Annotated in this window: 22 protein-coding genes; 12 read left to right on the forward strand and 10 right to left on the reverse strand. The window is 37.8% G+C overall.

Features of this window, described 5'->3' with window-relative positions; all coding sequences use genetic code 11:
• Positions 1–94: 94 nt before the first annotated feature.
• Entirely contained in the window at positions 95–1,006 is a 912-nt protein-coding gene (locus tag I8T81_RS03760; protein ID WP_000097114.1) for a polyprenyl synthetase family protein, read from the forward strand.
• A gap of 59 nt (positions 1,007–1,065) precedes the next feature.
• Positions 1,066–1,434: an MmcQ/YjbR family DNA-binding protein gene (locus I8T81_RS03765; RefSeq protein WP_198072144.1), complete on the forward strand. Its 369-nt coding sequence runs from the start codon at positions 1,066–1,068 to the stop codon at positions 1,432–1,434.
• Positions 1,435–1,503: 69 nt separating this feature from the next.
• Here I8T81_RS03765 and I8T81_RS03770 read toward each other — a convergent pair whose 3' ends face one another.
• The 4 genes from I8T81_RS03770 to I8T81_RS03785 form a co-directional block, all read right to left on the reverse strand.
• A complete protein-coding gene (locus I8T81_RS03770) occupies positions 1,504–2,358 on the reverse strand; it encodes an SPFH domain-containing protein (RefSeq protein WP_086497574.1) in 855 nt (284 codons plus the stop codon).
• A gap of 28 nt (positions 2,359–2,386) precedes the next feature.
• A complete protein-coding gene (locus tag I8T81_RS03775) occupies positions 2,387–2,848 on the reverse strand; it encodes an NfeD family protein (protein ID WP_004705839.1) in 462 nt (153 codons plus the stop codon).
• 105 nt (positions 2,849–2,953) lie between these two features.
• Positions 2,954–3,871 carry a patatin-like phospholipase family protein gene (locus I8T81_RS03780; RefSeq protein ID WP_004705841.1) on the reverse strand — a complete coding sequence of 306 codons (918 nt, stop codon included), beginning with the start codon at positions 3,869–3,871 and terminating at the stop codon, positions 2,954–2,956.
• Between the two features lie 68 nt (positions 3,872–3,939).
• Positions 3,940–4,566: a lysophospholipid acyltransferase family protein gene (locus I8T81_RS03785; protein WP_198072145.1), complete on the reverse strand. Its 627-nt coding sequence runs from the start codon at positions 4,564–4,566 to the stop codon at positions 3,940–3,942.
• A 127-nt stretch (positions 4,567–4,693) separates the two neighbouring features.
• Here I8T81_RS03785 and I8T81_RS03790 point away from each other — a divergent pair, with 127 nt between their 5' ends.
• From I8T81_RS03790 to I8T81_RS03810, 5 genes are all read left to right on the forward strand, one after another.
• Positions 4,694–5,941 carry an MFS transporter gene (locus tag I8T81_RS03790; RefSeq protein ID WP_198072146.1) on the forward strand — a complete coding sequence of 416 codons (1,248 nt, stop codon included), beginning with the start codon at positions 4,694–4,696 and terminating at the stop codon, positions 5,939–5,941.
• 541 nt (positions 5,942–6,482) lie between these two features.
• Positions 6,483–7,790, forward strand: coding sequence for a DcaP family trimeric outer membrane transporter (locus I8T81_RS03795; protein ID WP_198072147.1), 1,308 nt, complete (start codon positions 6,483–6,485; stop codon positions 7,788–7,790).
• Between the two features lie 183 nt (positions 7,791–7,973).
• Positions 7,974–9,623, forward strand: a complete 1,650-nt coding sequence (locus I8T81_RS03800) for a phosphoethanolamine transferase (protein WP_198072148.1) — start codon at positions 7,974–7,976, stop codon at positions 9,621–9,623.
• A 14-nt stretch (positions 9,624–9,637) separates the two neighbouring features.
• Positions 9,638–10,312 carry a DNA-binding response regulator PmrA gene (locus tag I8T81_RS03805; RefSeq protein ID WP_004705846.1) on the forward strand — a complete coding sequence of 225 codons (675 nt, stop codon included), beginning with the start codon at positions 9,638–9,640 and terminating at the stop codon, positions 10,310–10,312.
• A gap of 25 nt (positions 10,313–10,337) precedes the next feature.
• A complete protein-coding gene (locus I8T81_RS03810) occupies positions 10,338–11,672 on the forward strand; it encodes a two-component system sensor histidine kinase PmrB (RefSeq protein WP_025465096.1) in 1,335 nt (444 codons plus the stop codon).
• Here I8T81_RS03810 and I8T81_RS03815 read toward each other — a convergent pair.
• The 3 genes from I8T81_RS03815 to I8T81_RS03825 all read right to left on the reverse strand — a co-directional run bounded on the left by I8T81_RS03815 (position 11,669) and on the right by I8T81_RS03825 (position 15,005).
• A complete protein-coding gene (locus tag I8T81_RS03815) occupies positions 11,669–12,367 on the reverse strand; it encodes a phosphatase PAP2 family protein (protein WP_019457205.1) in 699 nt (232 codons plus the stop codon). The two genes, I8T81_RS03810 and I8T81_RS03815, sit on opposite strands and share 4 nt — an antisense overlap.
• Before the next feature lie 259 nt (positions 12,368–12,626).
• Positions 12,627–13,814 (reverse strand): ammonium transporter, encoded by a 1,188-nt coding sequence (locus tag I8T81_RS03820; protein WP_198072149.1) that lies wholly within the window; start codon positions 13,812–13,814, stop codon positions 12,627–12,629.
• Positions 13,815–14,120: 306 nt separating this feature from the next.
• Positions 14,121–15,005, reverse strand: a complete 885-nt coding sequence (locus I8T81_RS03825; RefSeq protein ID WP_198072150.1) for a LysR family transcriptional regulator — start codon at positions 15,003–15,005, stop codon at positions 14,121–14,123.
• Between the two features lie 115 nt (positions 15,006–15,120).
• Here I8T81_RS03825 and I8T81_RS03830 point away from each other — a divergent pair, with 115 nt between their 5' ends.
• On the forward strand, positions 15,121–16,026 hold the full coding sequence (locus tag I8T81_RS03830; protein WP_198072151.1) for an AEC family transporter: 906 nt from the start codon (positions 15,121–15,123) through the stop codon (positions 16,024–16,026).
• A 126-nt stretch (positions 16,027–16,152) separates the two neighbouring features.
• Positions 16,153–17,169, forward strand: a complete 1,017-nt coding sequence (locus tag I8T81_RS03835) for a molecular chaperone DnaJ (protein ID WP_198072152.1) — start codon at positions 16,153–16,155, stop codon at positions 17,167–17,169.
• Positions 17,170–17,241: 72 nt separating this feature from the next.
• Here the strand turns inward: I8T81_RS03835 and I8T81_RS03840 are convergent, their stop codons facing one another.
• Both I8T81_RS03840 and I8T81_RS03845 read right to left on the reverse strand, forming a co-directional pair.
• Positions 17,242–18,720 (reverse strand): SIR2 family protein, encoded by a 1,479-nt coding sequence (locus tag I8T81_RS03840; protein WP_198072153.1) that lies wholly within the window; start codon positions 18,718–18,720, stop codon positions 17,242–17,244.
• A gap of 65 nt (positions 18,721–18,785) precedes the next feature.
• The gene (locus I8T81_RS03845) at positions 18,786–21,683 is read right to left on the reverse strand and encodes a valine--tRNA ligase (protein ID WP_198072154.1); all 2,898 of its coding nucleotides are present in this window, start codon (positions 21,681–21,683) and stop codon (positions 18,786–18,788) included.
• Positions 21,684–21,879: 196 nt separating this feature from the next.
• On the opposite strand from I8T81_RS03845, the gene I8T81_RS03850 reads away from it, so the two are divergent.
• From I8T81_RS03850 to I8T81_RS03860, 3 genes are read left to right on the forward strand one after another with little or no spacing between them, the layout of a single operon-like run.
• Positions 21,880–22,557 (forward strand): hypothetical protein, encoded by a 678-nt coding sequence (locus I8T81_RS03850; protein WP_198072155.1) that lies wholly within the window; start codon positions 21,880–21,882, stop codon positions 22,555–22,557.
• A gap of 25 nt (positions 22,558–22,582) precedes the next feature.
• Positions 22,583–23,389 carry an SDR family NAD(P)-dependent oxidoreductase gene (locus I8T81_RS03855; RefSeq protein ID WP_198072156.1) on the forward strand — a complete coding sequence of 269 codons (807 nt, stop codon included), beginning with the start codon at positions 22,583–22,585 and terminating at the stop codon, positions 23,387–23,389.
• 53 nt (positions 23,390–23,442) lie between these two features.
• Complete coding sequence (locus I8T81_RS03860; protein ID WP_004705860.1) at positions 23,443–23,877, forward strand: nuclear transport factor 2 family protein; 435 nt, start codon at positions 23,443–23,445, stop codon at positions 23,875–23,877.
• Here I8T81_RS03860 and I8T81_RS03865 read toward each other — a convergent pair.
• Positions 23,874–24,308 (reverse strand): YbjQ family protein, encoded by a 435-nt coding sequence (locus I8T81_RS03865; protein WP_198072157.1) that lies wholly within the window; start codon positions 24,306–24,308, stop codon positions 23,874–23,876. The genes I8T81_RS03860 and I8T81_RS03865 overlap by 4 nt on opposite strands.
• Positions 24,309–24,310 lie beyond the last annotated feature (2 nt).

The following is a 24,310-nucleotide window of genomic DNA, read 5'->3' on the forward strand; positions in this document are numbered from 1 at the left end:
ATCACGCACTTTTTACAGCGAATCGTGTATGATGTAGTACACGAATGTTTCATAACATTTAATAAAATTTCTCTACTGATTTTACGAGGCGACTGTGTCATCACTCTCTCAAGTTAATGCGGATGTTTTAAAACAAGCTCAACAACGTATTCAACAAGATTTATTGACAACACTCGCTGCATTTTCAATTCCTGAACCTTTAAAAAGCGCAGTACACCATGCCGTTATGCTTGGTGGAAAACGTGTTCGTCCGGCTTTGTGTTACGCCACAGCTTCTTTACAAGATAATCCAAATTTTGCTGCGGCGCGCCGTGCTGCGGTTGCAGTTGAACTTATTCATTGCTACTCGCTAGCGCATGATGACTTGCCTTGTATGGACAATGACTTGCTTCGTCGTGGTCAGCCAACGTGTCATGTAGCATTTGGTGAAGATACGGCTTTACTTGCAGGCGATATTTTACAATCAATGGCTTTTGAGGTTTTAGGGAGTCGTTTGTTTGATGAACAAGGGCAGGGAACTGATGCTGCAATTGTATTAAAGCAAATTCAAATTTTAGCAACAGCCAGCTCTAAAATGGTTTGTGGACAGGTTTTAGACCTACAAGCTGAAGCTAAACAAATTTCTCAAGATGAACTAGAAAATATCCACCGCAATAAAACGGGAGCGCTTATTCAGGCTGCCATTATGATGGGTGCAGTGACAATTTTCTCTGGAACAGATCAGGCAATTCCGAAATTGCGCCAGTATGGACAAGCGATTGGACTGGCTTTTCAGGTACAAGACGATATTTTAGATATTACCTCAAGTACTGAAACTTTAGGTAAAACTGCTGGTAAGGATGAACAAGTACAAAAGTCGACTTATCCTGCTTTAATGGGACTTGAGCAAGCACAGGTTTATGCAAAAGAGTTGCATGACCAAGCTTTTGAGGCTTTAGCGCATTTTGGTGAAAATGCAAAAGAGTTAGTTGAGATTTCACAATTCCTTTTAGCTCGTACCAACTAATAAAAAATTAAATTAATAATCCTGCTTATATTCATATTTAGTGAATAAAGGAGATAAGAATGAATTGTGATCAGCTCCACCAAGTCGCGATAGAGATTGCGCGTAATCTTCCTTTTAGTGAGCAAAGCCAACCCTTTGGTCCAGAATGCGACGTCTTTAAAATTTTAGAAAAGGTGTTTTTGTTAGTAGGGGAAGGAACGGGCACAAAAATGATTACTATTAAATGTGATCCATATAAAAGTCAGGAATATCAGGAGCTTTATTCATTTATTATTCCAGGGTATCACATGAATAAAAAACACTGGATTTCTATTATTCCGCATAAAAACTTAACACGTGATTTACTTCAAGATTTGATTCGCGATTCTTATGACTTGGTTGTAAAAAAGCTACCGTTGAAAGATCAAAAAAGATTAAACAACCAATAATACTTAATATAAAAACGGCGACCTGATGATCGCCGTTTTTATTTCAATGACTTATTTGAAGCAATTAAATTAATTATGCTTTCCCATAATGCCACGAATTGTATTTAAAACATCGGCAGGTAACACAACAGTTTTGGCATTGCTTGATTTTGCCATCTCTTGCATTGCTTTTACATATTGTTCACCCAAAAGGTAAGCAACCGGAATCTCTTTATCGCCAACTGCACTCGTCACCATTTCAATTGCACGTTGAGAGGCTTCAGCTAAAACAACTTGAGCTTCTGCATCACGGCGAGAAGCTTCTAAACGACCTTCTGCACTTAAAATAGCAGCCTGTTTTTCACCATCGGCTTTAGTAACAGCAGCACGACGTTGACGTTCTGCAGCAGCTTGCTCTTCCATGGCAGCTTGCATGGTATGAGACGGTTGAATATCCTGAATTTCGACTGTTTTTAAGGTAATGCCCCAATCTGAAATATCATCAGAGATCGCAGCTTTGAGCTTTGCTTTAATGTGATCTCGTGAAGATAAAGCATCATCTAGATCCATTTCACCAACAATAGAACGTAATGAAGTCTGTACAAGGTTTTGAATGGCCCATGTATAGTTTTCAATACCGTATACAGCTTTTTCTGGAGTAGTCAAATTGATATACGCTACTGCATTCATAAGTAATACAGCATTATCACGGGTAATCACTTCTTGAGATGGAATATCAAGCACAATATCTTTAGTGGTGACTTTATATGCCACTTCGTCAATATAAGGAATAACGAAGTTAAGCCCTGGATTAAGTGTAGAATGATATTTGCCTAAACGCTGAACAATCCATTTATAACCTTGAGGAACAATACGTACCCCTTTAAAAATGGTAACTGCGACAAAAGCCAAAAAGGCTAAAACAATAATGGTACCAACTGGCATGAAAATAACCTCTCTTTATCTTTAATGTTTATGAAGTACTGTGGGGCTGAACAATTAAGTCATTACCCGAAATATCAATGACTCGAACTCGATCACCGACTTTCACAGGGGTGGTGCTTCGGCAGTTCCATTCATCGGCCCCTAAAATAGGCATAGGGAAACGAACAATAATTTGGTCATGAGCGAGTTCGGTTTGAATCACCATACCAATTTGCCCAATGGTGGCTTCACGAGGTAAACCCGCTTTAGTTTTATCAATCGACAATGGTTTAATAAATTTGAACCAAAGAATAGTGCACAGCACCGATAAAATAATCCACAATACAATTTGTGTTGTGAGGCTAATATCTGGAAATAGCCAATAGAGAAAGCAAACCATAATGGCTGCAATACCAAACCAGAGAGCGGCAAAAGCAGGGATAATCAGCTCAGAAAGAATAAGTAAGATACCCAATACAAACCAGTGCCAAGGTTCTACAACAAACTCCATAGATCTGCTCTTTTATATATCTTTATGATGGGTAAAAGTGATCTCATATCACTTTTACCACTGTAGCAGATGATGGTAGGTGTGGATAGAAAAAAACCACCTCAATTAAAATTTAGGACGTGGTGCTGGCTTAAATGCGGCAGGAGATTTTTTGAAATTCGCAATGGCAGTTTCAATTTGACGAATTTGACCTTGAGCAGCTTTCTCACCCTCTAAAATAGCTTCATTGCTTGATTTTAAATCGAGTGTACCTAGGTGTCCGACTTTTGGTTGGATGACTACGTTTGCTAGCTTTAACTCTTCATTAATACTTTGTTGACCCATAATATTAATGGTTTGATCAAGCAATCCCCACATATTCGCTGGGCGATTTCCTGCTGGACGTGCTGAAATATCAACCGCAATCACAATATCTGCACCCATATCACGTGCTGTTTTTACAGGAATTGGGCTAACTAATCCACCATCTACATATTTTTGATTGCCGATTGTGGCAGGCACAAATACGTTTGGAATACTACAAGACGCGCGTACCGCTTGACCTGCATTACCTTTAATGAAGTCAGCTTTTTGACCATTATCAAGCCGAGTTGCTACTGCTGCAAAACGAATTGGGAATTTCTCAATCGGCTTGTTGCCAACGTTACGGTTCACGTAGTCCTGTAGCTTTTGCCCAAGAATAATACCTTGGCGATTAAGCGTTAAATCACGAATATCAGATTCTTGCAGTTTAAGTGCAAGATTTTGGAGTTGATAAGGTGTTTGTCCGCTGGCATAGATACTTCCTACAAAACTGCCGGCACTTGTACCCGTAACAATTTTAGGCTTAATACCATGTGATTCTAAAACCTTGATAACACCAATATGTGAAAATCCTTTTGCTCCACCGCCACCTAAGGCAAGTGCGATTACTGGTTCGCGTGCTTTAACTGAAGTGGTCGGTGTTGGTGTTTTGCTGAACTTATCACAGCCGAATAGGGCTAAAGAGATAAATCCGATACTGGCAAATTGAGCAATTTTCATCTTTAAAAAAACAATCTATGGCAAGATAAATTAAGATGGCTCATCAGACCAGATTCGTTCAATTTTTGCTAGGTTTTTTTCACAAGATTTTGTAAAGGCTCCGCAAGCCAATTACGATTTTTCGGTGATATTTTTCCTTTATAACGCTCAAAAATCTTTTGTAGATCTTCATCATAGTTGCCACTTGGATTTAAGTGTCCTAGGCAGTGAATAGTTTTACGATCATAATCAAAAGAAAACATCACAATCGGAATATTGGCTTTTGCAGCAATATGATAAAAACCACTCTTCATTTTTTTTGCTTTCTTACGTGTGCCTTCAGGTGCCATGCCAATCCAGATTTTGTCATAGTCTTGAATCGTGGCTACTACTTGTTCCGTCAGTCCATTGGCTGAGTCACGTTTTACAGGAATAACACCTGCCCAATCTAGAGCGCGTTTAAACAGTGGCTTAAATAGACTGTCTTTGCCCAGTACCGTAATTTGAATACCCAATCCAAAAATAGCAAGAAAACCATACCAGCCATCAATATTAGATGTATGGGGAGAAATAATAGCTACTGCTTTAGGAAAGTTGGGTACTTCACCTTCTATAGTCCAACCTTGAGCCAAAAAAAGTTTCTTAAATAATGCTCGACTTAAAGCATTACCACGTTGAGGTACCTCTGGAGGGAGGGTAGGGAAATGTTGTTCCATATTTTTAAGTTTTAAATCATCCTTTGTTTTATCTTAATCTTTTGAAATCTGTGCTTCATTGGCAAAATGTAAGACCACGCATGGTATTTCATGTGATTACCGCACAAACAAATAAAAGTAGGTATATATGTTCCGACAGCAAAATCTTTACCTTTTGCTATTTTCCCTATATTGGGCACAAGGTTTGCCTGTTGGTTTTATGACACATGCTTTGCCTGTCATATTAAGAGCTCAAGGTGTATCACTTGCCCATATTGGTGGTTTTGGGCTGCTCATGTTGCCTTGGTCAATCAAAATATTTTGGGCACCGTGTGTAGATCGACATGCGATTTCACGCTTAGGACATTATCGAAGCTGGATTTTACCTACTCAGCTTTTGACGGTGGCCGTACTTTGTGTTTTATCTTTCTTCCCCATTCAAGCCTTAGATCAGCCGCTGTACTTATTTATATTTTTTATTGCACTGCTATTTATGAACTTGACGGGCGCAACACAAGATGTTGCAACCGATGCGTTAGCTGTTAATTTATTGCTACACGATCAGCAGCATTGGGGAAATACTTTTCAGGTCGTAGGTTCTCGGCTTGGTTTTATCGTGGGTGGGGGAGCTGTGCTGTGGTGTCTAGACTGGTTGTCATGGCAGCCGACATTTTTATTACTAGCTGCTTTAGTCTTCGTCAATACGCTACCAGTTTTACTATTTAAAGAACCTATTCATAGTTCTCATTCTACTAATGAACCTAGCCAGCTAAATTTAGTCACCAAAATTAAGGCTTATTTGAGTTATTTTTCTCAAAATAAAGAATTTAGATCTTGGTTAATGGTACTTATCACTTTTAAAGTGGCCGATGGCTTAGCTGGGCCGTTACTCAAACCCTTAATGGTTGATATGGGATTAAGTTTTACCCAAATTGGTGTTTACATCACTATGCTAGGTGCTGTAGCTGCTTTAGTGGGTGCATTTATTGCGGGTTGGGTGTTAAAGCACTTTTCTAGACCAACTACATTAATTAGTTTTTCAATATTAAAAATCATGAGTTTAGGTGCCTATGTTTATTTGGCTTATGCTTACGAGCAAAAGATAAAAATAAATGCATGGCTTATCTATACTATAAATGCTTTAGAAGATGCCTTTGCCGCCATGCTACTCGTTGTAATGTTAACCTTAGTCATGCATTACAGTCGAAAGAACTATGCCGGCACCGATTTTACTTTTCAGGTTTCGGTCATGGCGACGGTAAGTGGTGGGCTTTATACTTTGAGTGGTGTTATTGGAGATGTACTTGGTTATTTCCATTATTTGATAGCTATTGTCACTATTGCTGTACTATTTTTAATTCCTATTTACGTATGGAAAGCAACAAAAACTGTATAAAAAATGATATTAAGTCGATGAAATAAAGAGACTTAGATCAGCTTAAGTTATGTTAAAAAATGGCGTTTATGTATTTAGTCATTCTTTTAAAAATGTATATTTTTAGCTATTCAAATGGCTTATTAATTATGCCATCTTGTTTGAGTAGCAATTGGAAGCTAGATGGAGAAAAGGGATGCGGATAACAAGAAAAATCATGTGAATCAATCAATATGGATAAAAGAATATTCAATTAGACTGTATATTAGCCTAAAGTCTAAAAAAGAATAATGAAATAATGATTTAATCATTCTATAAGATAAGAGAGTTGTGTAGGATTCGTTACAACATGAAGTTAAGGTAAAAGTTCTGTAAACAAAAAGCTGTTTTGATTTTTTGATTTGGAATTTTTAATCTTACCCAGCGTTAAAATTGGTTTTGATTGCGGTAATAAAATTAATGCAATCAAATTTGGAGAAGAGTTGATTTTTTAGTGCTCAATGGTCACACGAATCAACTTGGCATGGATAAGCGACATAAAATATATTTTTAGGAGTTTTTGATGGATCTATTCCTTAATCGTAAATCGTTTGTTGTTAAAAGTTTAGCTATTACAGTAACAGCTTTAATGATGAGTGGGGCAAATGCGGCAACCTCTGAAAAAGAGGAAATTCAAAAACTTCGTCAAGAAGTTGAAGCATTAAAAGCATTAGTTAAAGAACAGCGTCAGGTACAACAGCAGCAGCAACAAGTACAGCAACAACAGCAAGTACAGTTAGCTGAAGTTAAAGCACAGCCACAACCAGTTGCTGCACCAGCTTCGCCATTAGCTGGATTTAAATCTAAAGCTGGTGCTGATGTAAACCTTTATGGTTTTGTTCGTGGTGATGCTAACTACATTATCGAAGGTGCGGATAATGACTTTGCTGACGTTAGTAAGACTGATGGTAAAACAAAAGATAAATTACGTGCGACTGCCAAAACTACACGCCTTGGTTTAGATTTTAATACCCCTGTTGGCGATGCTAAAGTAGGCGGTAAGCTCGAAGTCGATTTTGCAAGTAGTGACAATAGTAAATCTGAAAACTTACGTATTCGTCATGCTTACTTAACGTATAATAACTGGTTATTTGGTCAAACCACATCAAACTTCTTGTCAACCCATGCACCAGAAATGATCGATTTCTCGACGAATATTGGTGGTGGTACCACACGTGTTCCACAAGTACGTTATAGCTACAAATTAGCGCCTGCAACTCAATTGTTTGTTTCTGCTGAAAAAGGTGATAGCAGTTCAGCAGCAGCAGGTGACACTATTAAATATAGCTTACCTGTATTAACTGCTAAAATCACTCAAGGTTATGCAGAGGGTAAAGGTTCTGCATCAGCTCGTGCTTTAGTTGAAAACTATAAGTCATCACTTGGTGGTGACAATAAAACTGGTTGGGGTATTGCAGCAGGTACAGACTTTAAAGTTTCTGATCCTTTAAAGCTATTTGCTGATGCATCTTATATAGTAGGTAATAGTAACTATTTATATGGTAGTAACAAGGCTTATACACTAGTAAATGGTGATATTGAACAAAATAAATTTGTTGCCGTACAAGTAGGCGGTACTTATAAAATTTTACCTAACTTACGTTCAACTTTAGCGTACGGTGCACAGTTTGCAGATGATGGCACTGATTATGCAGCAGCATATAAAAAAGATGGTAATGAAAAAGTTCAACAAGCATGGATCAACTTTATCTATACGCCTGTTAAACCAATTGATTTAGGTCTTGAATATATCAATGGTAAGCGTGAAACGTTTGAAGGTAAGTCTTACAAAGATAACCGTATTGGTTTAATGGCTAAATATAGCTTCTAATTTTTCAAAGATTTAAGTCTGAAAAAGTCGAGGTTCTAGTTAACCTCGACTTTTTATTTGTAGTTGAGTTAAATAACACTAAGCGCTTAAAAATGGTTTATACCGATCATTCTAGTATTTAAGTCATTTTTAAGTTTCAATTTTTACATTAGAAGATCATAAAAAAGGTCGTAGTAACCAGAGATGCTGAGTTTTTTTTCTAAATTAAGAAATAAGCAGATTTCCCTGTTTATGTTCAACGTCATTATAGCCATTTGGTTAGGAGCAATTCTAAATATTGGTTTTTATAAGAAAGTTCACCTGTTAACACCATATTTAGGTATAAAAGCAACCTTATTTTTAGCGGCTACCGTAGTGATTGTTGTTGCTGCCTATTATGCAGCTTTACAAATTTTAAACTGGAAATGGACAGCCAAATTTTTTGCCATTTTGTTGGTATTTATTGGTGGATTTAGCTCATATTTTGTAAATACTTTGGGCGTGATTGTTTCACCTGACCAAATTCAAAATATCGTACAAACAGATGTCTCTGAAGCTACAGATTTACTTTCTTTGCGTTTTGCACTTTGGACTATTTTCTTTGTTGTTTTACCTATATTTTTGATTACTCAGGTCAAACTAAAATCAGAAAAAATACTTCCGCTTTTACTTAAAAAAGTACTTTCAATTGCTCTTGCATTTGCGGTCGTAGGTGGTTTGCTGTTTACTTATTATGTCGATTTTGCAGCAATATTTAGAGAGCATCGTGACTTAAAAGGAATGATATCACCTCAGAATACCATTTCTTCGGTCATGTCTTATTACCGTAAAAAAGCACCTAAGAAAAATCTTCCACTTGTGAAATATGGTGAAGATGCTCATCAAGTGCAACAAACTCAGAAAGATTTACCTAAGCTTATGGTGCTTGTAGTGGGTGAAACTGCACGTGCTGAAAGCTTCTCGCTTAATGGTTATGCCAAAAATACAAATCCAGAGCTTTCCAAACAAGATATTTTAAACTTTTCACAAGTGACATCCTGTGGTACGGCAACAGCAGTTTCTGTGCCATGTATGTTCTCTGGTATGTCACGTGCTGATTATGATGAGCAATTAGCGGGTCACCGCGAAGGATTACTGGATATTGCTAAACGTGCAGGCTATCAAGTGACTTGGATTGATAATAACTCAGGTTGTAAAGGCGCATGCGATCGCGTTGAACAATATCAAATTCCAGAAGAGTTAAAGCAAAAGTGGTGTAAAGATGATGAATGTCTTGATGGCATTCTGGTTGATAGCTTAAAACAGTATTTGGCTTCTATTCCAAAAGATGATAAGCGTCCACGTTTAGTTGTATTACATCAGATGGGTAGCCACGGGCCAGCATATTACAAGCGTGCACCTGATGGGTTCCAACCATTTAAACCAACTTGTGATACCAATGCGATACAGGGTTGCTCGCCAGCTGAACTCGTAAATACTTATGATAATACAATCGTATATACAGACCATGTATTGAACCAAATGATTAATACTTTAAAAGAAGTATCGAATTATCAAACAGGTTTCTGGTATTTATCTGATCATGGTGAGTCTACAGGTGAACATGGTATGTATTTACATGGTTCACCATATTCAATCGCACCGAGCCAACAAACGCATATTCCAATGATTATGTGGTTCTCTGATGGTTGGAAACAACATAATCTTGCTCAAGTAAATTGTTTAAACAAACAAACCAAACAAAAGTTAAGTCAGGATAATTTATTCCCAAGTTTGTTAAGTTTGTTGGATGTAAAAACTCAGGTCATCAACCCTCAACTCGACATGTTGCACTCTTGTGCCAATGTAAACTAAAGCGAGCCTAGAACATGACAAAAATCTTGATGATTGAAGATGATTTTATGATTGCAGAGTCAACGACTACGTTGCTGCAATATCATCAATTCGAGGTGGAATGGGTCAATAACGGTTTAGATGGTTTGGCCCAATTGGCAAAGAATAAGTTTGATCTCATTCTTTTAGACTTAGGCTTGCCAATGATGGATGGTATGCAGGTGTTAAAGCAGATCCGTCAAAGAGCAGCAACACCAGTCTTGATTATCTCTGCACGTGACCAGTTGCAAAACCGTGTTGATGGTTTAAATCTGGGAGCAGATGATTATTTAATTAAGCCTTATGAGTTCGATGAGTTACTCGCTCGCATTCATGCATTATTACGCCGTACAGGGGTAGAAGCTCAACTTGCGAGCCAAGATCAACTCTTAGAAAGTGGTGATCTGGTTTTAAATGTTGAACAGCATATTGCAACATTTAAAGGACAACGTATTGATTTATCAAACCGCGAGTGGGCAATTCTGATTCCGCTTATGAGTCATCCAAATAAAATTTTCTCGAAAGCTAATTTGGAAGATAAGTTATATGATTTTGATAGTGATGTGACTAGCAACACGATTGAAGTATATGTCCATCATTTAAGAGCAAAGTTGGGTAAAGACTTTATTCGAACGATCCGAGGGTTGGGTTACCGTTTAGGTCAATCATAATTTAAGATTTCGGGACTTCATGAACGTGCATTATTCACTAAAAAAGCGACTGATTTGGGGCACCTCAATCTTCAGTGTGATCTTAGGTTGTATTTTGATTTTTAGTGCATATAAGGTTGCACTTCAAGAAGTCGATGAAATTTTAGATACTCAAATGCAGTACTTAGCCGAAAGAACGGCTGAGTACCCCTTAAAAGCAGTAAGTAGCAAGTTTGACTTACATCGAACTTACCACGAAGAAGATTTATTTTTAGATATCTGGGCTTATAAAGATCAGGCTAATTTATCTCATCATCTGCACTTATTGGTTCCTCCTGTCGAGCAAGCTGGGTTTTATTCACATAAAACCGCTGAGGGTGTAGTCCGAACATATGTTCTACCGTTAAAAGACTATCAAATTCAGGTGAGTCAACAAGAACGTGTTCGTGAAGCTTTCGCATGGGAGCTTGCGGGCAGCATGTTCATTCCTTATTTAATTATTTTACCTTTTGCGATATTTGCCTTGGCCGCTATTATTAGTCGTGGTTTAAAACCAATAGATGATTTTAAAAATGAGTTAATGGAACGAGATTCTGAGGAATTGACACCAATTGAGGTGCATAATTATCCTCAGGAGCTTTTGCCTACCATTGATGAAATGAATCGTCTGTTCGACCGTATTTCTAAAGCACAAAATGAACAGAAGCAATTCATTGCAGATGCTGCTCATGAACTACGAACACCTGTTACTGCATTAAACTTACAAACCAAAATTTTGCTAAGCCAGTTCCCTGAACATGAGTCGTTGCACAACTTAAGCAAGGGATTGGCACGTATTCAGCATCTGGTTACACAGCTTTTGGCACTGGCAAAGCAAGACGTAACGCTTAGTATGGTTGAACCTACCGGCTATTTTCAGCTTAACGATGTGGCTTTAAATTGCGTTGAGCAGTTAGTTAATTTAGCCATGCAAAAAGAAATCGATTTAGGCTTTGTGAGAAATGATCCTGTTGAGATGCATAGTATTGAACCTACTGTGCATTCGATTATTTTTAACTTAATTGATAATGCGATTAAATATACGCCGCATCAAGGCGTTATTAACATTTCAGTTTATACCGACCCAGATAACTACGCATGTATTCAAATTGAAGATAGTGGTGCAGGTATAGACCCTGAAAATTACGATAAGGTACTTAAACGTTTTTATCGAGTACACCACCATCTAGAAGTAGGAAGTGGTTTAGGTTTATCAATTGTAGACCGTGCAACTCAAAGACTTGGTGGAACTTTAAGTCTCGACAAGAGTTTAGAGCTTGGTGGTCTTTCTGTTTTAGTGAAGTTACCTAAAGTACTACATGTAAATGAAACAAGAGCTTAACTAAGCTCTTGTTTTAATTGTTTTTCGAACTCAAAGCGATGAATACAAATCGCATAAAATAAAATATTGACTGCCCAAACGACCCAACCAGTCCATAAGTTATGACTTAAGAAATGTGCTCCTCGCATCATTTGTGCCCAGCCCATCATAAAACCTAATAAAATGCCTGCAATTAAATAAAAGTAAGCACGTTTAGGTTGTTCAAGGCGATAAACAAAATAACCAGTCATGATAATAAAACCAGCGCTAGCGTGGCCACCCGGGAAACAATGTCCGTGTTTCGCCGTGAAGTCCCAAATATAACCACCTAAACTGTTAGGATGAACCATATTCCAAGGGCAGGCATGAGCAGATTGTGACTTGAGTAGACCAACAACACCGCTACCGATCATACTGACAAAAAACATATAACCATATTGCCAGCGATATATTTTTAGCTTTTCTACTTTAAATGAAGCAAGCCAGAGGCCAAAAAACATAATATAAACCGCAGTAATAATATCTTTTACGATTTGATGATTAAGTCTTTCAAGATACCAATTTTCCCGATTAAAAAATTGACCAGTTGAATCAATCCAAGGTTGGATAAGATACATATCAATTTTTCCACCCACTGGAAATACAAATAAAAGTATAAAAAAACTGATGGTAAGAAAAATAAGCTGAAGCTGAAAAAAATGTTTTTGTTGATTCATTGTGTTGTAACATCAATTTAAGCGTGAATTGAAGGCATTACATAAAATAAAACTTAAATTGTTCTTAAACTATTTAATATTTCATCTATAAATCTTAATATAATATTAAAATTAATATATTTTTCAATATTCTAAATTGATTAAATAAAGACTTAAAAGAATATTTTTTAATCAATAATTAGTGTTTTTATTTAAGAAGTTTTACTTATATAGCGCAGTATGAAGCAGGATATTTAAATCCTGCTTCATAATCGCTGAATTAAAACATACCTTCTTCAGAGTTGGCAGAGATTTTATGAATAGATAAATCTGCACCTCTAAACTCATCTTCTTGAGATAAACGAATACCAATAGTTGCTTTAAGTAAACCATAAACAATAAAGCCACCAGCGAGTGCAATGGCAATAGCGAGTGCTGTTCCAATCAATTGAGAAATGAAAGATACGCCGCCTAAACCACCCAGCCACTTTTGACCAAATAAACCTACGGCAATACCACCGAATGCGCCGCAAACACCATGTAATGGCCATACACCTAATACATCATCCACCTTGAGTTTATTTTGAGTATAGGTAAATAGGTACACAAACATTGCACCAGCTGCACCACCAATCACAAGTGCACTAATAGGGTGAACAATGTCAGAACCCGCACAGATTGCAACTAAACCTGCAAGTGGGCCGTTATGTAAGAAACCTGGGTCATTTTTTCCAATTGCATTTGCGGTAATGGTTCCGCCCACCATTGCCATGAGTGAATTAATAGCGACTAGGCCAGAAATGGCATCAAGGCGTTGAGCACTCATTACATTAAAGCCAAACCAGCCCACAATTAAAATCCATGAGCCAAGTGCCAAAAATGGAATTGAAGAAGGAGGGTGAGCACTTACACGACCATCTTTCTTATAACGACCAGAACGAGCACCTAATAAAATAACCGCAGCAAGTGCGATCCAACCGCCCATAGCATGGACAACGACTGAACCAGCAAAGTCATGAAAAGCTGCACCAAAGGTTGTTTCTAACCATTTTTGTAGACCGTAGTTTCCATTCCAGACCATACCTTCAAAAAAAGGATAGACCAAACCAACTAAAGCGAGTGTTGCGATCGCTTGTGAACGCATTTTGGCACGTTCAGCAATACCACCTGAAATAATCGCAGGAATTGCCGCAGCAAAAGTGAGTAAAAAGAAGCAGCGCATGAGGTTGTAGCCATGATCACTTGCTAGCGTCGTACCGTCATGGAAGAAATGCTGACCATAAGAGATATAGTAGCCAACAAAGAAATAGGCGATGGCAGAGAGGGCAAAGTCAGTCAGAATTTTACTAAGCGCGTTCACCTGATTTTTGTGGCGAACTGTACCAAGTTCCAAGAATGCAAAACCTGCGTGCATGGCTAGAACCAAAACTGCACCAAGTAATAAGAAAAATAGATCTACATTTTGCATAGCATGCTCGAAAAAAGTGCTAAATTCCATTTTGGAACAAATCTGGGTCTGTAAATTGCACCAAAATAGATTTAAGGAATCTAAAAACCTAAGTTTGTCGAAACAAACTCAATTGCATAAAAGTGAATATGCAATAAGCGCACCAATTTGGATTGTAAAATTAGTTTTTGGCGATAAATGGTGCGTTAATTTGCTTAAAATAGGCTGTTATGGCACATTTTTATGATAAAAGTCATCTGATTTGTTTATAAAACGACCTAATTGAGTTCGTTATTAAAATATGAAACAAATTAAATTCTGACTAAATTATTGATTAGACCAAACCTCTTGAGCAACTTCTATGAATGCTTTTACGGCTGGACTGATGTGTTTTTTGTTTTTTACTGCAAGGCCAATAGAACGTTTAAGGTTTGGTTTAAAAGGACGCTTAACTACCTTTGGATAAAGTGAGAGTAACTCTTTGGTAATGACCATATCAGATACAATGGACACCCCTAATTGATTGTGAACCATGCTGACGATACTTAGAATTTGTGAAACATAAAATTTCATGTCTGGTTTCACATTAAAGTTTTTTAAAATTAATTCGACCTGATGTCGACTACCCGCCATTGTCATAATAAAAGGGCAATTTTCTAGCTGTGCTGGATCAATATAGAGTTGTTGCGCGAGCGGGTAACTATTCGGAATTAGGGCCACAAAACGGTCTTCAATTAAAGGGAATGTATCGAATCGCTCATCTGGCATAATCAAGAAACCGACCTCAATGCGCCGTTCTAATAACCACTGAGCAACTTCTTTATCTTCACCTTCATCGATATAAATTTCGATTTTTGGGTAACGCTGCCGAAAGCTTTCTAAAATTTCAGGTAATAGATAAATAGATGATGATGCCCCAAAAGAACCAATACGTAATGTTCCTTCATTTAAACCGTGGATGGCAGCCACTTCTTTTTCTAAGGTATCGGAAATACTCAATAGCTCTTTTACATGTGTAAGAAGCTGCTGACCTGTGGTGGTGAGCTCAATATCGCTTTGAGTTCTTGAAATCAGGTTAATACCCCATTGTTGTTCTAATGATTTAAGTGCATGGGAAACTGCCGACTGTGAAATTCCCAGCTTTTCTGCTGTAGCAGTAAAGCTTTTTAGTTCAGCAATGAGTGCGAAAATTTCAAGCTGAGTAAAGGTCATGTTGTATTTGTTATGAGTAAAAACTCATTTTATCATGAGTTTTCATTATCTTTAATATATGAGTAAGCCAAGGTTATTGCCAAACAGCAAACCTCCACAAAACTCGAGTAAAGAAATGAATAGTATTATTTTATCTCTTTTTCCTTTAGTTGCATTAATTGCATCAGGATACTTATTTAAAAAATATCGTTTTTTTAGCGATGAGTTTTGGGCTGGGGCAGAGAAGCTTAATTACTATATTTTATTTCCCGCTTTGCTTTTTAGTACGCTATCGACCGCGAAAATTGACTTAAAAAGTTTGAGCACAGCCATTATTGCGATGTTGATTGTGGTTTTAGCAGTGACCATCTTTTTATATATCCTCCGAATGTTTTGGTACATACCGCCTGCACGTTTTGGTGTGCACGTACAAAGTATGGTTCGCTTTAATACCTATATTGGTTTGGCCTTAGTGACTTCGCTTTTTAAAAGTGAAGGAATGGCAATACTGGCAATTTTATTGGCGCTTTGCATTCCGCTCGTGAACGTTATTTCGGTGCTTGCTCTAACCTCTAAAGAAAATATGGCAATTAAACCTGTTTTGATTGCACTCCTTAAAAATCCTTTAATTGCATCGTGTGTAGTCGGGGCAGCAGTCAATGCGCTTCATATCCCAATTTGGGAAGGCTTTACCCAGTTTATTAAGCTTTTTTCAGTGTCGAGTTTGCCACTAGGTTTGTTATGTGTTGGCGCAGCTTTACAGTTTATGCAAATGAAAAAAGATATTGTGGTATTGGCGGCAGACACGTTTGCACGGCTTTTAGCAGTGCCTGCCTTGGCTTACGCTGTCTGCATTTGGTTCGGTTTACCAAGCTTGCAAACACAAATTCTAGTCATTTTCTTTGCGTTACCGACAGCTTCTGCTTCATACATTTTAACCAAAGTTTTGGGTGGTGATAGTCAGCTCATGGCCGCCGTGATTAGCTTTCAAACTCTATGTGCTGCCGTGACTTTGCCATTAGTGATTTGGTGGATTTCTTAGGTTATAACTTAGATAATTCGCATTCTATTTTCTAAAAATGAATAGGCTGATTCTGACTTAAAGAATGCTTGGCTACCTTCCGCATCTGATTATTGCTACACTTTTTTCTTTTTCGGGTGGACGAGTATGTACTTTGATCTCAAAGTGAGCTTACAGCAAAGGTCTGAGCCGTCTGCACAGCAGAAAAAACTGAATCGTCTGATTGATAAAATAGAACAGCAAAAAGTTAGCCTGAGCACATGGCAAAATGCACAAGCTGAGATTCAACAGCACATTCGGCAAAAACTGATGCCTGTATATAACGATTTACATACAGTGCTATTTCAGCAGTTAGAACAACTTTGGAATATGTTGCATAGCCATGAGTTTTCTAAAGCAGATGTACAACAATTGGATGAAAAAATTGCCCAGCTTGCACAAATGTTGAAGCGCTCCAAAATGCTATCTGCTGAGCAGTTGGACTTAGTGAAGCAAATTGATACCTTTTATCAGCAATATAGAAAGGAGTTGGTAAAGAAGAATAAAAAAGCTCATTCAATAAAATTTGAATATGAAGAAAGTGCTGAGCAAAGTTCACAGTTCGAAGAAGACTTTGAACAGTATGCTGCTGAGCAACAACAAGCGCGGGAACAAGCCAAACAGCAAAGACAGCAACAGAAACGTGAACAAGCTGAGCAAATGGCAACGCAGTCGTTAAAAACAGTTTATTTAAAAATTGCCGCGATGATTCACCCAGACCGTGAGCAAGATCAAACCAAAAAAGAAGAAAAAACTGAGTTGTTCCAACAAGCAAGTCAGGCCTATGAAAAACAGGATTTGTTTTATTTACTCAAACTCCAGCTACAGCTTGAGCAGAATAAAGGGCTAGGTGCTAAAGAATTATCTGCCGAGCAGTTGCGGTTTTATAAACTTGCTTTAGATGCACAAAGTCAGCAGCTTGAAAGTCAAATTGCTGAGATTTTGGACTCTTTTCAGTTAGCAAAGAGTGTAAAAGTAGAACATTTACATATTAGTGATGTTTATAAAGCTGTCGATGCTGATTGTGCTGAGTTAAAGCAGCAGGTGAAATGGGAGAAAGAACGTTTAAAGCATATGAAAAAAGTGAGTGGGTTAGAGATGTTGTTGGGGCATGGGTTTTTGTAAAACCTCTCCTGAAAAGGAGAGGGACTTGATTTTATATCCAATAATAATTTAACTCGAAAACCCAGTAAGGAATTAATTGAGTAACATTTCTAAGATTTCTGGAATATCCGAGTATTCTTCGTACCAAATAATATTTACACCTAGATCTTTAAATATAGCTTCTTGCAGCTGGTGATGGCTTTGTAAAAAATTTTTAGATAAATTCATTTCTTCGGTCGTTGATAGGCTAGTAACCAGAGAATCTTCTTTTACTCTTTGAAGAATTGCAAAGTGTTTACTTTCTATAGAAGGGTTAGAAACAATGTCTAAAAGTCTTCTTAAATTTGGATCATCCATAGATAATCCAATCATTAGGCAACTCTTTTCTCTTAGATGAGTTAACTGTACTAAGTTTGACCAATGATATGACTCAGAGTACATCTTATGATAACCATCTTCAGAAAAAACAATTTCATTACCAATATAATCATCATATTTATTTGGGTGCTCTGGAATGAAACCATGTACATGATAAATTGGTAACTCTTTTATGCTATATGTTTCTAAATCATTAGGTATTACATGATATTGTAAATTAAGATTATTTAGTTTTTGTTCAATTAAATCATCAAAGTTGTATGTAATAATTGAGTCTACGTGTGCTCTGAGTCTAGTTGGAATACATAATTGACCTATAATTTCAATAAGTTTTGAACTGCGATTAATCTTATTAGTCTTATATAGAATTTCATGAATAATATTTTTAAACTTATCGGAAGGCTCATTACTTTTTGTAAATGATTTCTTTAAATATCTAGCAGATAACAGGGCTGAATTAAAGTAATTTTCTTTAAAATTATTTGAAATAGTATTAATTGATTTTTGAGAAAATTTATTGTCAGCGTTTTGAGTTTCAGAAAAATATTTTATTAAAAGTGATGAAATTAGTTGTTCCCAAGATGGCAATTTAGCATCACATGAAACTCCAGCTCCTAATAATAAAGAAAAGTTTCCATCCTTATATTTAAGCTTTAATTGCGCGATTCTTTTAGATCTTTCCTCCTTCCAATTTTGCTCACTATTCTTGTTTGAAAATATTTCCTCAAATTTAATATTGTATAAATTACTCAGTAAGTTTTTAGAATAATCAATATTTTCTATAATTAATTTGTTTATATACTCTTTTCCACAAATTTTGTAAGGAAATTCGAAATTCTTATCTTTAAATAATCTATTAATATCATGTTCACTTAAAGTAGTAATTATAATTAAGCTTTTCGGTTTTGGAGTAAACTTTTCTTTTTGATTTAAAAAGTTATCAAGGATTTTACTAACTGCGAATGCTGAAGGGATGATCTTCATCTCAACTGCTGTAGGAGTAGGTAATTCAGGAATCAATACATCTTCTAAAATATAATCAAAATGAAAAATTGGTGCAGAAAGTTGATGATACCTGATATTCTGTTTTTCAAAATTGTGTTCAAGAAGCTTTTCTAGAAAGAAGCTTAAATCTCTATAAGAGTTTTTACTATTATGTGGGTCAAAGTTATTAAAAATATCGTCAAAATTCATTTTAAATAATAAAGGGCTGAATAATCAGCCCTTTATTTTATAGATTAAATTGTGAACTTTAAAGATTAAAGCGCAGCAATCTGCTCCATATTCGCTTTAACTTTCTCTAACTGAGCAGCAAATTCAGCAAGCTTCGCTTTTTCACCTTCAACAACCGCTGCTGGTGCTTTAGATACAAAGCCTTCGTTTGCAAGTTTGCCCGCGATTTGGTCGTGTTGCTTTTGGATTTTATCCAAATCTTTTTGCAAACGAGCAAGCTCAGCTTTAGGGTCGATTAAGCCTTTCATTGGTACAAATACCGATGCATGGCTAACAACGCTAGAGCAAGATAAAGGTGGCTCTTGGTCTTTATTCAAGAACTCAATGCTTTCAACTTTAGCCAATGCTTTGAATAATGCCTCAATACGAATAATTTGTTCGCGTTCAGCATCAGAAGTGTTTTGAAGTAATACTGGCAACAAGCGTGCATTACCTAAGCCTAACTCACCACGAATATTACGTACCGCACCAATCAAGCCTTGAAGCCATTGCATATCTGCTTCAGCTTGTTCATTGATTTTTGCTTGCTCAGGAATAGGGTATTGAGCAGTCATAATCGTTGGGCCGCCTTGACCAAGCATTGGTGCAAGAGTCTGCCAGATTTCTTCTGTCAAATACGGCATAAGCGGATGAGCTAAGCGTAATGATGCTTCCATTACTGCAAGCAATACACGGCGTACTTCAGCTTTACGCTCTTCAGAAACTTCTGCATCGTTCAGAACTGGTTTAGTTAACTCAACGTACCAGTCACAGTATTCATTCCAGATAAAGTCGTAAATCGCTTGAGCAGCAAGGTCTAAACGGTAAGTTGCAAACGCTTGGTGTACAGCAGCTTCTGCTTTTTGCAGACGGCTCATAATCCATTGTTCTGGAAGTTCCCATAGATCAGGGCGAGCTTGTTGACCAACAGTTTGGCCTTCAACATTCATCAGAACGAAACGAGTCGCGTTCCAGATTTTGTTACAGAAGTTACGGTAGCCTTCAACACGCTTTAAGTCGAACTTAATGTCACGACCAGTGTTTGCAAGTGCGCAGAACGTGAAACGAACTGCGTCAGTACCATAAGCATTAATGCCTTCTGGGAACTCTTTACGCGTTGATTTTTCAATCTTCGCTGCATCTTTCGGGTTCATTAGGCCAGTTGTACGTTTTGCAACTAAGCTTTCTAAATCAATCCCGTCAATCAAGTCTAATGGGTCAAGTACGTTACCTTTAGACTTCGACATTTTTTGACCTTCACCATCACGTACCAAGCCGTGAACGTAAACAGTCTTAAATGGAACTTGCGATGAACCATCTTCATTTTTCATGAAGTGCAGGGTCATCATGATCATACGGGCAACCCAGAAGAAAATGATGTCAAAACCAGTGACCAACACATCTGTTGGGTGGAAGGTTTTTAAGAAATCATTTGCTGCATCTTTTTGTGCGTCGCCAGTCCAACCTAATGTTGAGAATGTCCAAAGTGCAGATGAGAACCATGTATCAAGAACGTCTTCGTCTTGTTTTAGTTCAACATCAACCGCGATGTTGTTTTTCGCGCGGACTTCTTCTTCGTTACGGCCAACATAGATGTTGCCATTTGCATCGTACCAAGCTGGAATACGGTGACCCCACCAAAGTTGACGTGAAATACACCAGTCTTGAATGTCACGCATCCACGCCATGTACATGTTGCTGTACTGCTCTGGAACAAACTTAATACGGCCATCTTGAACTGCTTCAATTGCAGGCTCAGCAAGAGGCGCAATTTTTACGTACCATTGGTCAGTCAGTAACGGCTCAATGATCACACCTGAACGGTCGCCACGTGGCGCTTTTAAGTCATACGGTTGGATTTGATCTAACCAGCCTTCAGCTTCAGCTTGAGCAACTAATTTTTTACGTGCTTCAAAACGCTCTAAACCAGCATAGTCTGCAGGTGCAGTAATGGTTTTAGAAATTTGTTCGCCAGCTTTTGCAATATATTCAAACTCACCTAAAACTTCGGCGTTTTTGTTGAAGATATTAATGATTGGCAAGCTATTGCGTTTACCTAGGTCATAGTCATTGAAGTCGTGAGCAGGGGTAATTTTTACACAGCCAGTACCGAAGTCTTTTTCAACGTAGTCGTCAGCAACGATCGGAATTAAACGACCAGTAATTGGCAATACAATGTTTTTACCAACAAGGTGTGCATAACGCTCATCTTCAGGATGAACAGCAACCGCAGTATCGCCGAGTAAAGTTTCAGGACGAGTTGTTGCAACCACTAAATAGTCTTTGCCATCTTGAGTTTTAACTGATTTGTCTTCAAAGAAATATTTAAAGTGCCAAAGCGAGCCTTTTTCTTCTTTGCTTTCTACCTCAAGGTCAGAAAGAGCTGTTTGAAGTTTAGGGTCCCAGTTTACAAGACGTTTACCACGGTAAATTAAACCGTCTTCGTGCAAACGAACGAATACTTCTTTAACTGCGTTTGATAAACCTTCGTCCATCGTGAAGCGTTCACGTGACCAGTCTACAGATGAACCTAAGCGACGAATTTGTTTGGTAATTGTGCCGCCAGATTGTTCTTTCCATTCCCAAACTTTTTCGATGAACTTTTCACGGCCTAAGTCATGACGAGTTACACCTTGTAAGCCAAGTTGACGCTCAACAACCATTTGAGTTGCAATACCAGCATGGTCAGTACCCGGTTGCCACAACGTGTTTTTACCCATCATGCGGTTATAACGAGTAAGGGCATCCATAATGGCATTGTTAAAACCATGGCCCATGTGCAAACTACCAGTGACGTTTGGTGGCGGAATCATGATACAGAATGATTCACCGTGACCAGAAGGTTTGAAGTAACCTTGTTCTTCCCACGTTTTGTACCACTTCTTTTCGATCTCGGTTGGATCGTATGTGGTGGCAATATTTTGAGCGGTTTGAGCGTCAGACATAGTAGCTTAGATCGAATATGCATAAAAAATTGCATCTATTGTAGCAAAAAAATGCCTCGAAATTAATGTGCTGAAAACAGATAAACGGTTTTGTATTTTTTTCAAAAAACGGTAGATTTATGAAGCATGGAACACAATTTAATCGTGTAGCGACACGGCACAAAAATTACAAAAGAATTGATAAGGGATGCGACTCATGAGCTATAAAGTTTTTTTAAAGATTTCCGACTCGACCTATACGCAATTTGCTGCGATTCGAGAGAAATTGCACGCTGGGGTAAAAGAAAGCCAATCCAAAGTATTAGGTAATGTTCTTTCCGATTTGTCTTGTGAAATTATTGAGCAGGTGTTCTTCGTATTGTTACAGGCAGAGCAGGATAACTCGGCTATGACTGAGAAACAGCGTCACGAGTCCGAGAAAGTTCTTCAACAAATTTTAGATACTTTCCGAAAGTATATGCCTTGGTCAGTCTCTTTTTTTGGTAATGAACGACTTTTACCTTTGGTTGATTATTTGACCTCACTCATGAAAGAACGTGAGCAAGATGTTTATATTACATACCCCATAACCCAACAACTTGTGCAACAAGCTCAAACACTGACCGAGCAAATACGCGCGGGCAATATGCAAAGCGTAGAAGAAGCTTTTCAAACCTTGATTCAAATTGTGGATTTAGGCGTAACAAGCCTAGTACGTGAACCTAAAAAACGTTTAAAATTTAATTTGGTTGTCGATAAAACCCTAAATGGGGTCATTAATATGACAACGCATTTGGGCTATAAACGTTTGGAAAAATTGGGAGCACAGGTTGATCAGACCACAGCAACTCATTATATCAATCACTTTTTGGCCTTCATGCATCAAGCAGCATAATTTAAAAAGATAATAGGAAGTTAAAATGGCCAAACTTGATACTTTGCAAAATAAAGTGGTGTGGATTACGGGAGCATCTTCCGGTTTAGGTAAAGCTTTAGCTGGTGAGTTTGCTCTGCAAGGTGCTCAAGTGATTTTAACTTCACGTCGCTTTGAAGAGTTAGAGGAAGTCCGTGTTGGTTTACTGCATCCAGACCAGCATCTATCTGTAGTTGCAGACATTACCAAGCAAGAGCAAGTTCAAGAAGCGTATGAGCAGATTTTAAAAGCCAAAGGCCGAATTGATTGGCTTATTAATAATGCGGGTTTAAGTCAACGTGCTTTGATTCAGGACACCACAATGGAAACTGAAAGAGCCATTATGGACGTCGATTATTTCTCACAAGTCGCATTAACTAAAACTGTGCTGCCGACCATGCTCAAACAAAAGTCTGGTCGAGTTGTATTTGTGTCTAGTGTAGCAGGCTTATTAGGGACACAATACCGTGCAAGTTATTCGGCTGCTAAAGCTGCTATTCATATGTGGGCCAACAGTTTACGTGCCGAAGTTTCAGATCAGGGCGTTGAAGTTTCTGTGATTTTCCCAGGCTTTGTAAAAACCAATGTTTCTTTTAATGCATTAAATGGTGCAGGGCAGCCTCAGGGCCATCAAGATGAAGCAATTGAAAATGGATTGGAAGCAGATGTTTTTGCAGAACAGTCAGTTAAGGCGTTAATGCAAGGGCAAGAGTATATAGTAGTGGGCGGCACGAAAGAAAAACTGGGTGTGATGGTTTCCCGTATGTCCCCGAAATTACTCTATAAAATGATTCGAAAAACAAAAGTGAAATAAAAAAGAGATTTCGCCGTGCTAAATTGATGGAAAACCCACATAGAAGGTTCGCCATGGATCAAGACTATCATCGTATCTTAGACGTTGTAACGCGTTTTCAATTGGTCTTTGACCAGAAAAATTGGGATGCGTTTGATGAGTTATTGGCCGATCAACTTGAGGTGGACTATTTCCAGTTTAGAGGAGAACCTTTATGTGTGGTGTCTTGTCATGAATTTAAAGGTTCGCGGCAACAAGCTTTGTCGCATTTGCGACTACAGCACAATTTGAGTAATCCTCTTATTCGGATTGAACAAGACCGAGCATGGCTAGAGTGTAATTATCAAATTTACCGTTTTTCGGAAAATGATTATTTTCATTCATTTGGTCGCTATTATTTTACTTTGGCAAAACAACAGGATAAATGGAAAATTACCGGAATTTGCCAACACTTAACTAAAAATATTGGCAATCCACGTATTCACTTTTCTGCTATGGGGCAGTGCTAGTCTTTGACTGCTGTACCATAAGCAAAAACCTCAATCATTCCGCCTTGCATACCGAGTTCGGTTGTACTCAGCCGAACCCCCATAATATGGTTAGCACCTACACTATGTGCTTGTTGTTTTAAACGAATAATCGCTTCGCGGCGAGCACGCTCAACAATACTTTCATAACTGCTAAGACGTCCACCTAAAACGTTTTTTATAGAAGCCAGTACATATTTAAAATAGTCATGTGAAATGACTACATTACTGCTAATAAAATGACCTAACTGATCACTTGTTGCAAAACGGTTGGTATCAATTCTGATATGGGCAAATTGTTGCTCTTTTTCTAGAAGTTCATTCAAATGTTTTTGTTCAATATGGCGGCCAAAAGGCCACCCAATGCTAAAAAGAATGAGGAAAACAACAAGCTGAAAAATAAGATTGTCCATTT

This window comes from Acinetobacter seifertii (assembly GCF_016064815.1).
In the GTDB taxonomy this organism is placed as follows: domain Bacteria; phylum Pseudomonadota; class Gammaproteobacteria; order Pseudomonadales; family Moraxellaceae; genus Acinetobacter; species Acinetobacter seifertii.

What these genes read in the sequence shown, in the direction of transcription:
- I8T81_RS03785 (WP_198072145.1), bottom strand. Translation starts at nt 4,566, where the DNA reads ATGGAACAACATTTCCCTACCCTCCCTCCAGAGGTACCTCAACGTGGT.
- I8T81_RS03830 (WP_198072151.1), top strand. Translation starts at nt 15,121, where the DNA reads ATGAATAGTATTATTTTATCTCTTTTTCCTTTAGTTGCATTAATTGCA.
- I8T81_RS03855 (WP_198072156.1), top strand. Translation starts at nt 22,583, where the DNA reads ATGGCCAAACTTGATACTTTGCAAAATAAAGTGGTGTGGATTACGGGA.
- I8T81_RS03865 (WP_198072157.1), bottom strand. Translation starts at nt 24,308, where the DNA reads ATGGACAATCTTATTTTTCAGCTTGTTGTTTTCCTCATTCTTTTTAGC.
- I8T81_RS03775 (WP_004705839.1), bottom strand. Translation starts at nt 2,848, where the DNA reads ATGGAGTTTGTTGTAGAACCTTGGCACTGGTTTGTATTGGGTATCTTA.
- I8T81_RS03805 (WP_004705846.1), top strand. Translation starts at nt 9,638, where the DNA reads ATGACAAAAATCTTGATGATTGAAGATGATTTTATGATTGCAGAGTCA.
- I8T81_RS03835 (WP_198072152.1), top strand. Translation starts at nt 16,153, where the DNA reads ATGTACTTTGATCTCAAAGTGAGCTTACAGCAAAGGTCTGAGCCGTCT.
- I8T81_RS03825 (WP_198072150.1), bottom strand. Translation starts at nt 15,005, where the DNA reads ATGACCTTTACTCAGCTTGAAATTTTCGCACTCATTGCTGAACTAAAA.
- I8T81_RS03800 (WP_198072148.1), top strand. Translation starts at nt 7,974, where the DNA reads ATGCTGAGTTTTTTTTCTAAATTAAGAAATAAGCAGATTTCCCTGTTT.
- I8T81_RS03815 (WP_019457205.1), bottom strand. Translation starts at nt 12,367, where the DNA reads ATGAATCAACAAAAACATTTTTTTCAGCTTCAGCTTATTTTTCTTACC.
- I8T81_RS03780 (WP_004705841.1), bottom strand. Translation starts at nt 3,871, where the DNA reads ATGAAAATTGCTCAATTTGCCAGTATCGGATTTATCTCTTTAGCCCTA.
- I8T81_RS03845 (WP_198072154.1), bottom strand. Translation starts at nt 21,683, where the DNA reads ATGTCTGACGCTCAAACCGCTCAAAATATTGCCACCACATACGATCCA.
- I8T81_RS03770 (WP_086497574.1), bottom strand. Translation starts at nt 2,358, where the DNA reads ATGCCAGTTGGTACCATTATTGTTTTAGCCTTTTTGGCTTTTGTCGCA.
- I8T81_RS03840 (WP_198072153.1), bottom strand. Translation starts at nt 18,720, where the DNA reads ATGAATTTTGACGATATTTTTAATAACTTTGACCCACATAATAGTAAA.
- I8T81_RS03795 (WP_198072147.1), top strand. Translation starts at nt 6,483, where the DNA reads ATGGATCTATTCCTTAATCGTAAATCGTTTGTTGTTAAAAGTTTAGCT.
- I8T81_RS03860 (WP_004705860.1), top strand. Translation starts at nt 23,443, where the DNA reads ATGGATCAAGACTATCATCGTATCTTAGACGTTGTAACGCGTTTTCAA.
- I8T81_RS03850 (WP_198072155.1), top strand. Translation starts at nt 21,880, where the DNA reads ATGAGCTATAAAGTTTTTTTAAAGATTTCCGACTCGACCTATACGCAA.
- I8T81_RS03820 (WP_198072149.1), bottom strand. Translation starts at nt 13,814, where the DNA reads ATGCAAAATGTAGATCTATTTTTCTTATTACTTGGTGCAGTTTTGGTT.
- I8T81_RS03790 (WP_198072146.1), top strand. Translation starts at nt 4,694, where the DNA reads ATGTTCCGACAGCAAAATCTTTACCTTTTGCTATTTTCCCTATATTGG.
- I8T81_RS03765 (WP_198072144.1), top strand. Translation starts at nt 1,066, where the DNA reads ATGAATTGTGATCAGCTCCACCAAGTCGCGATAGAGATTGCGCGTAAT.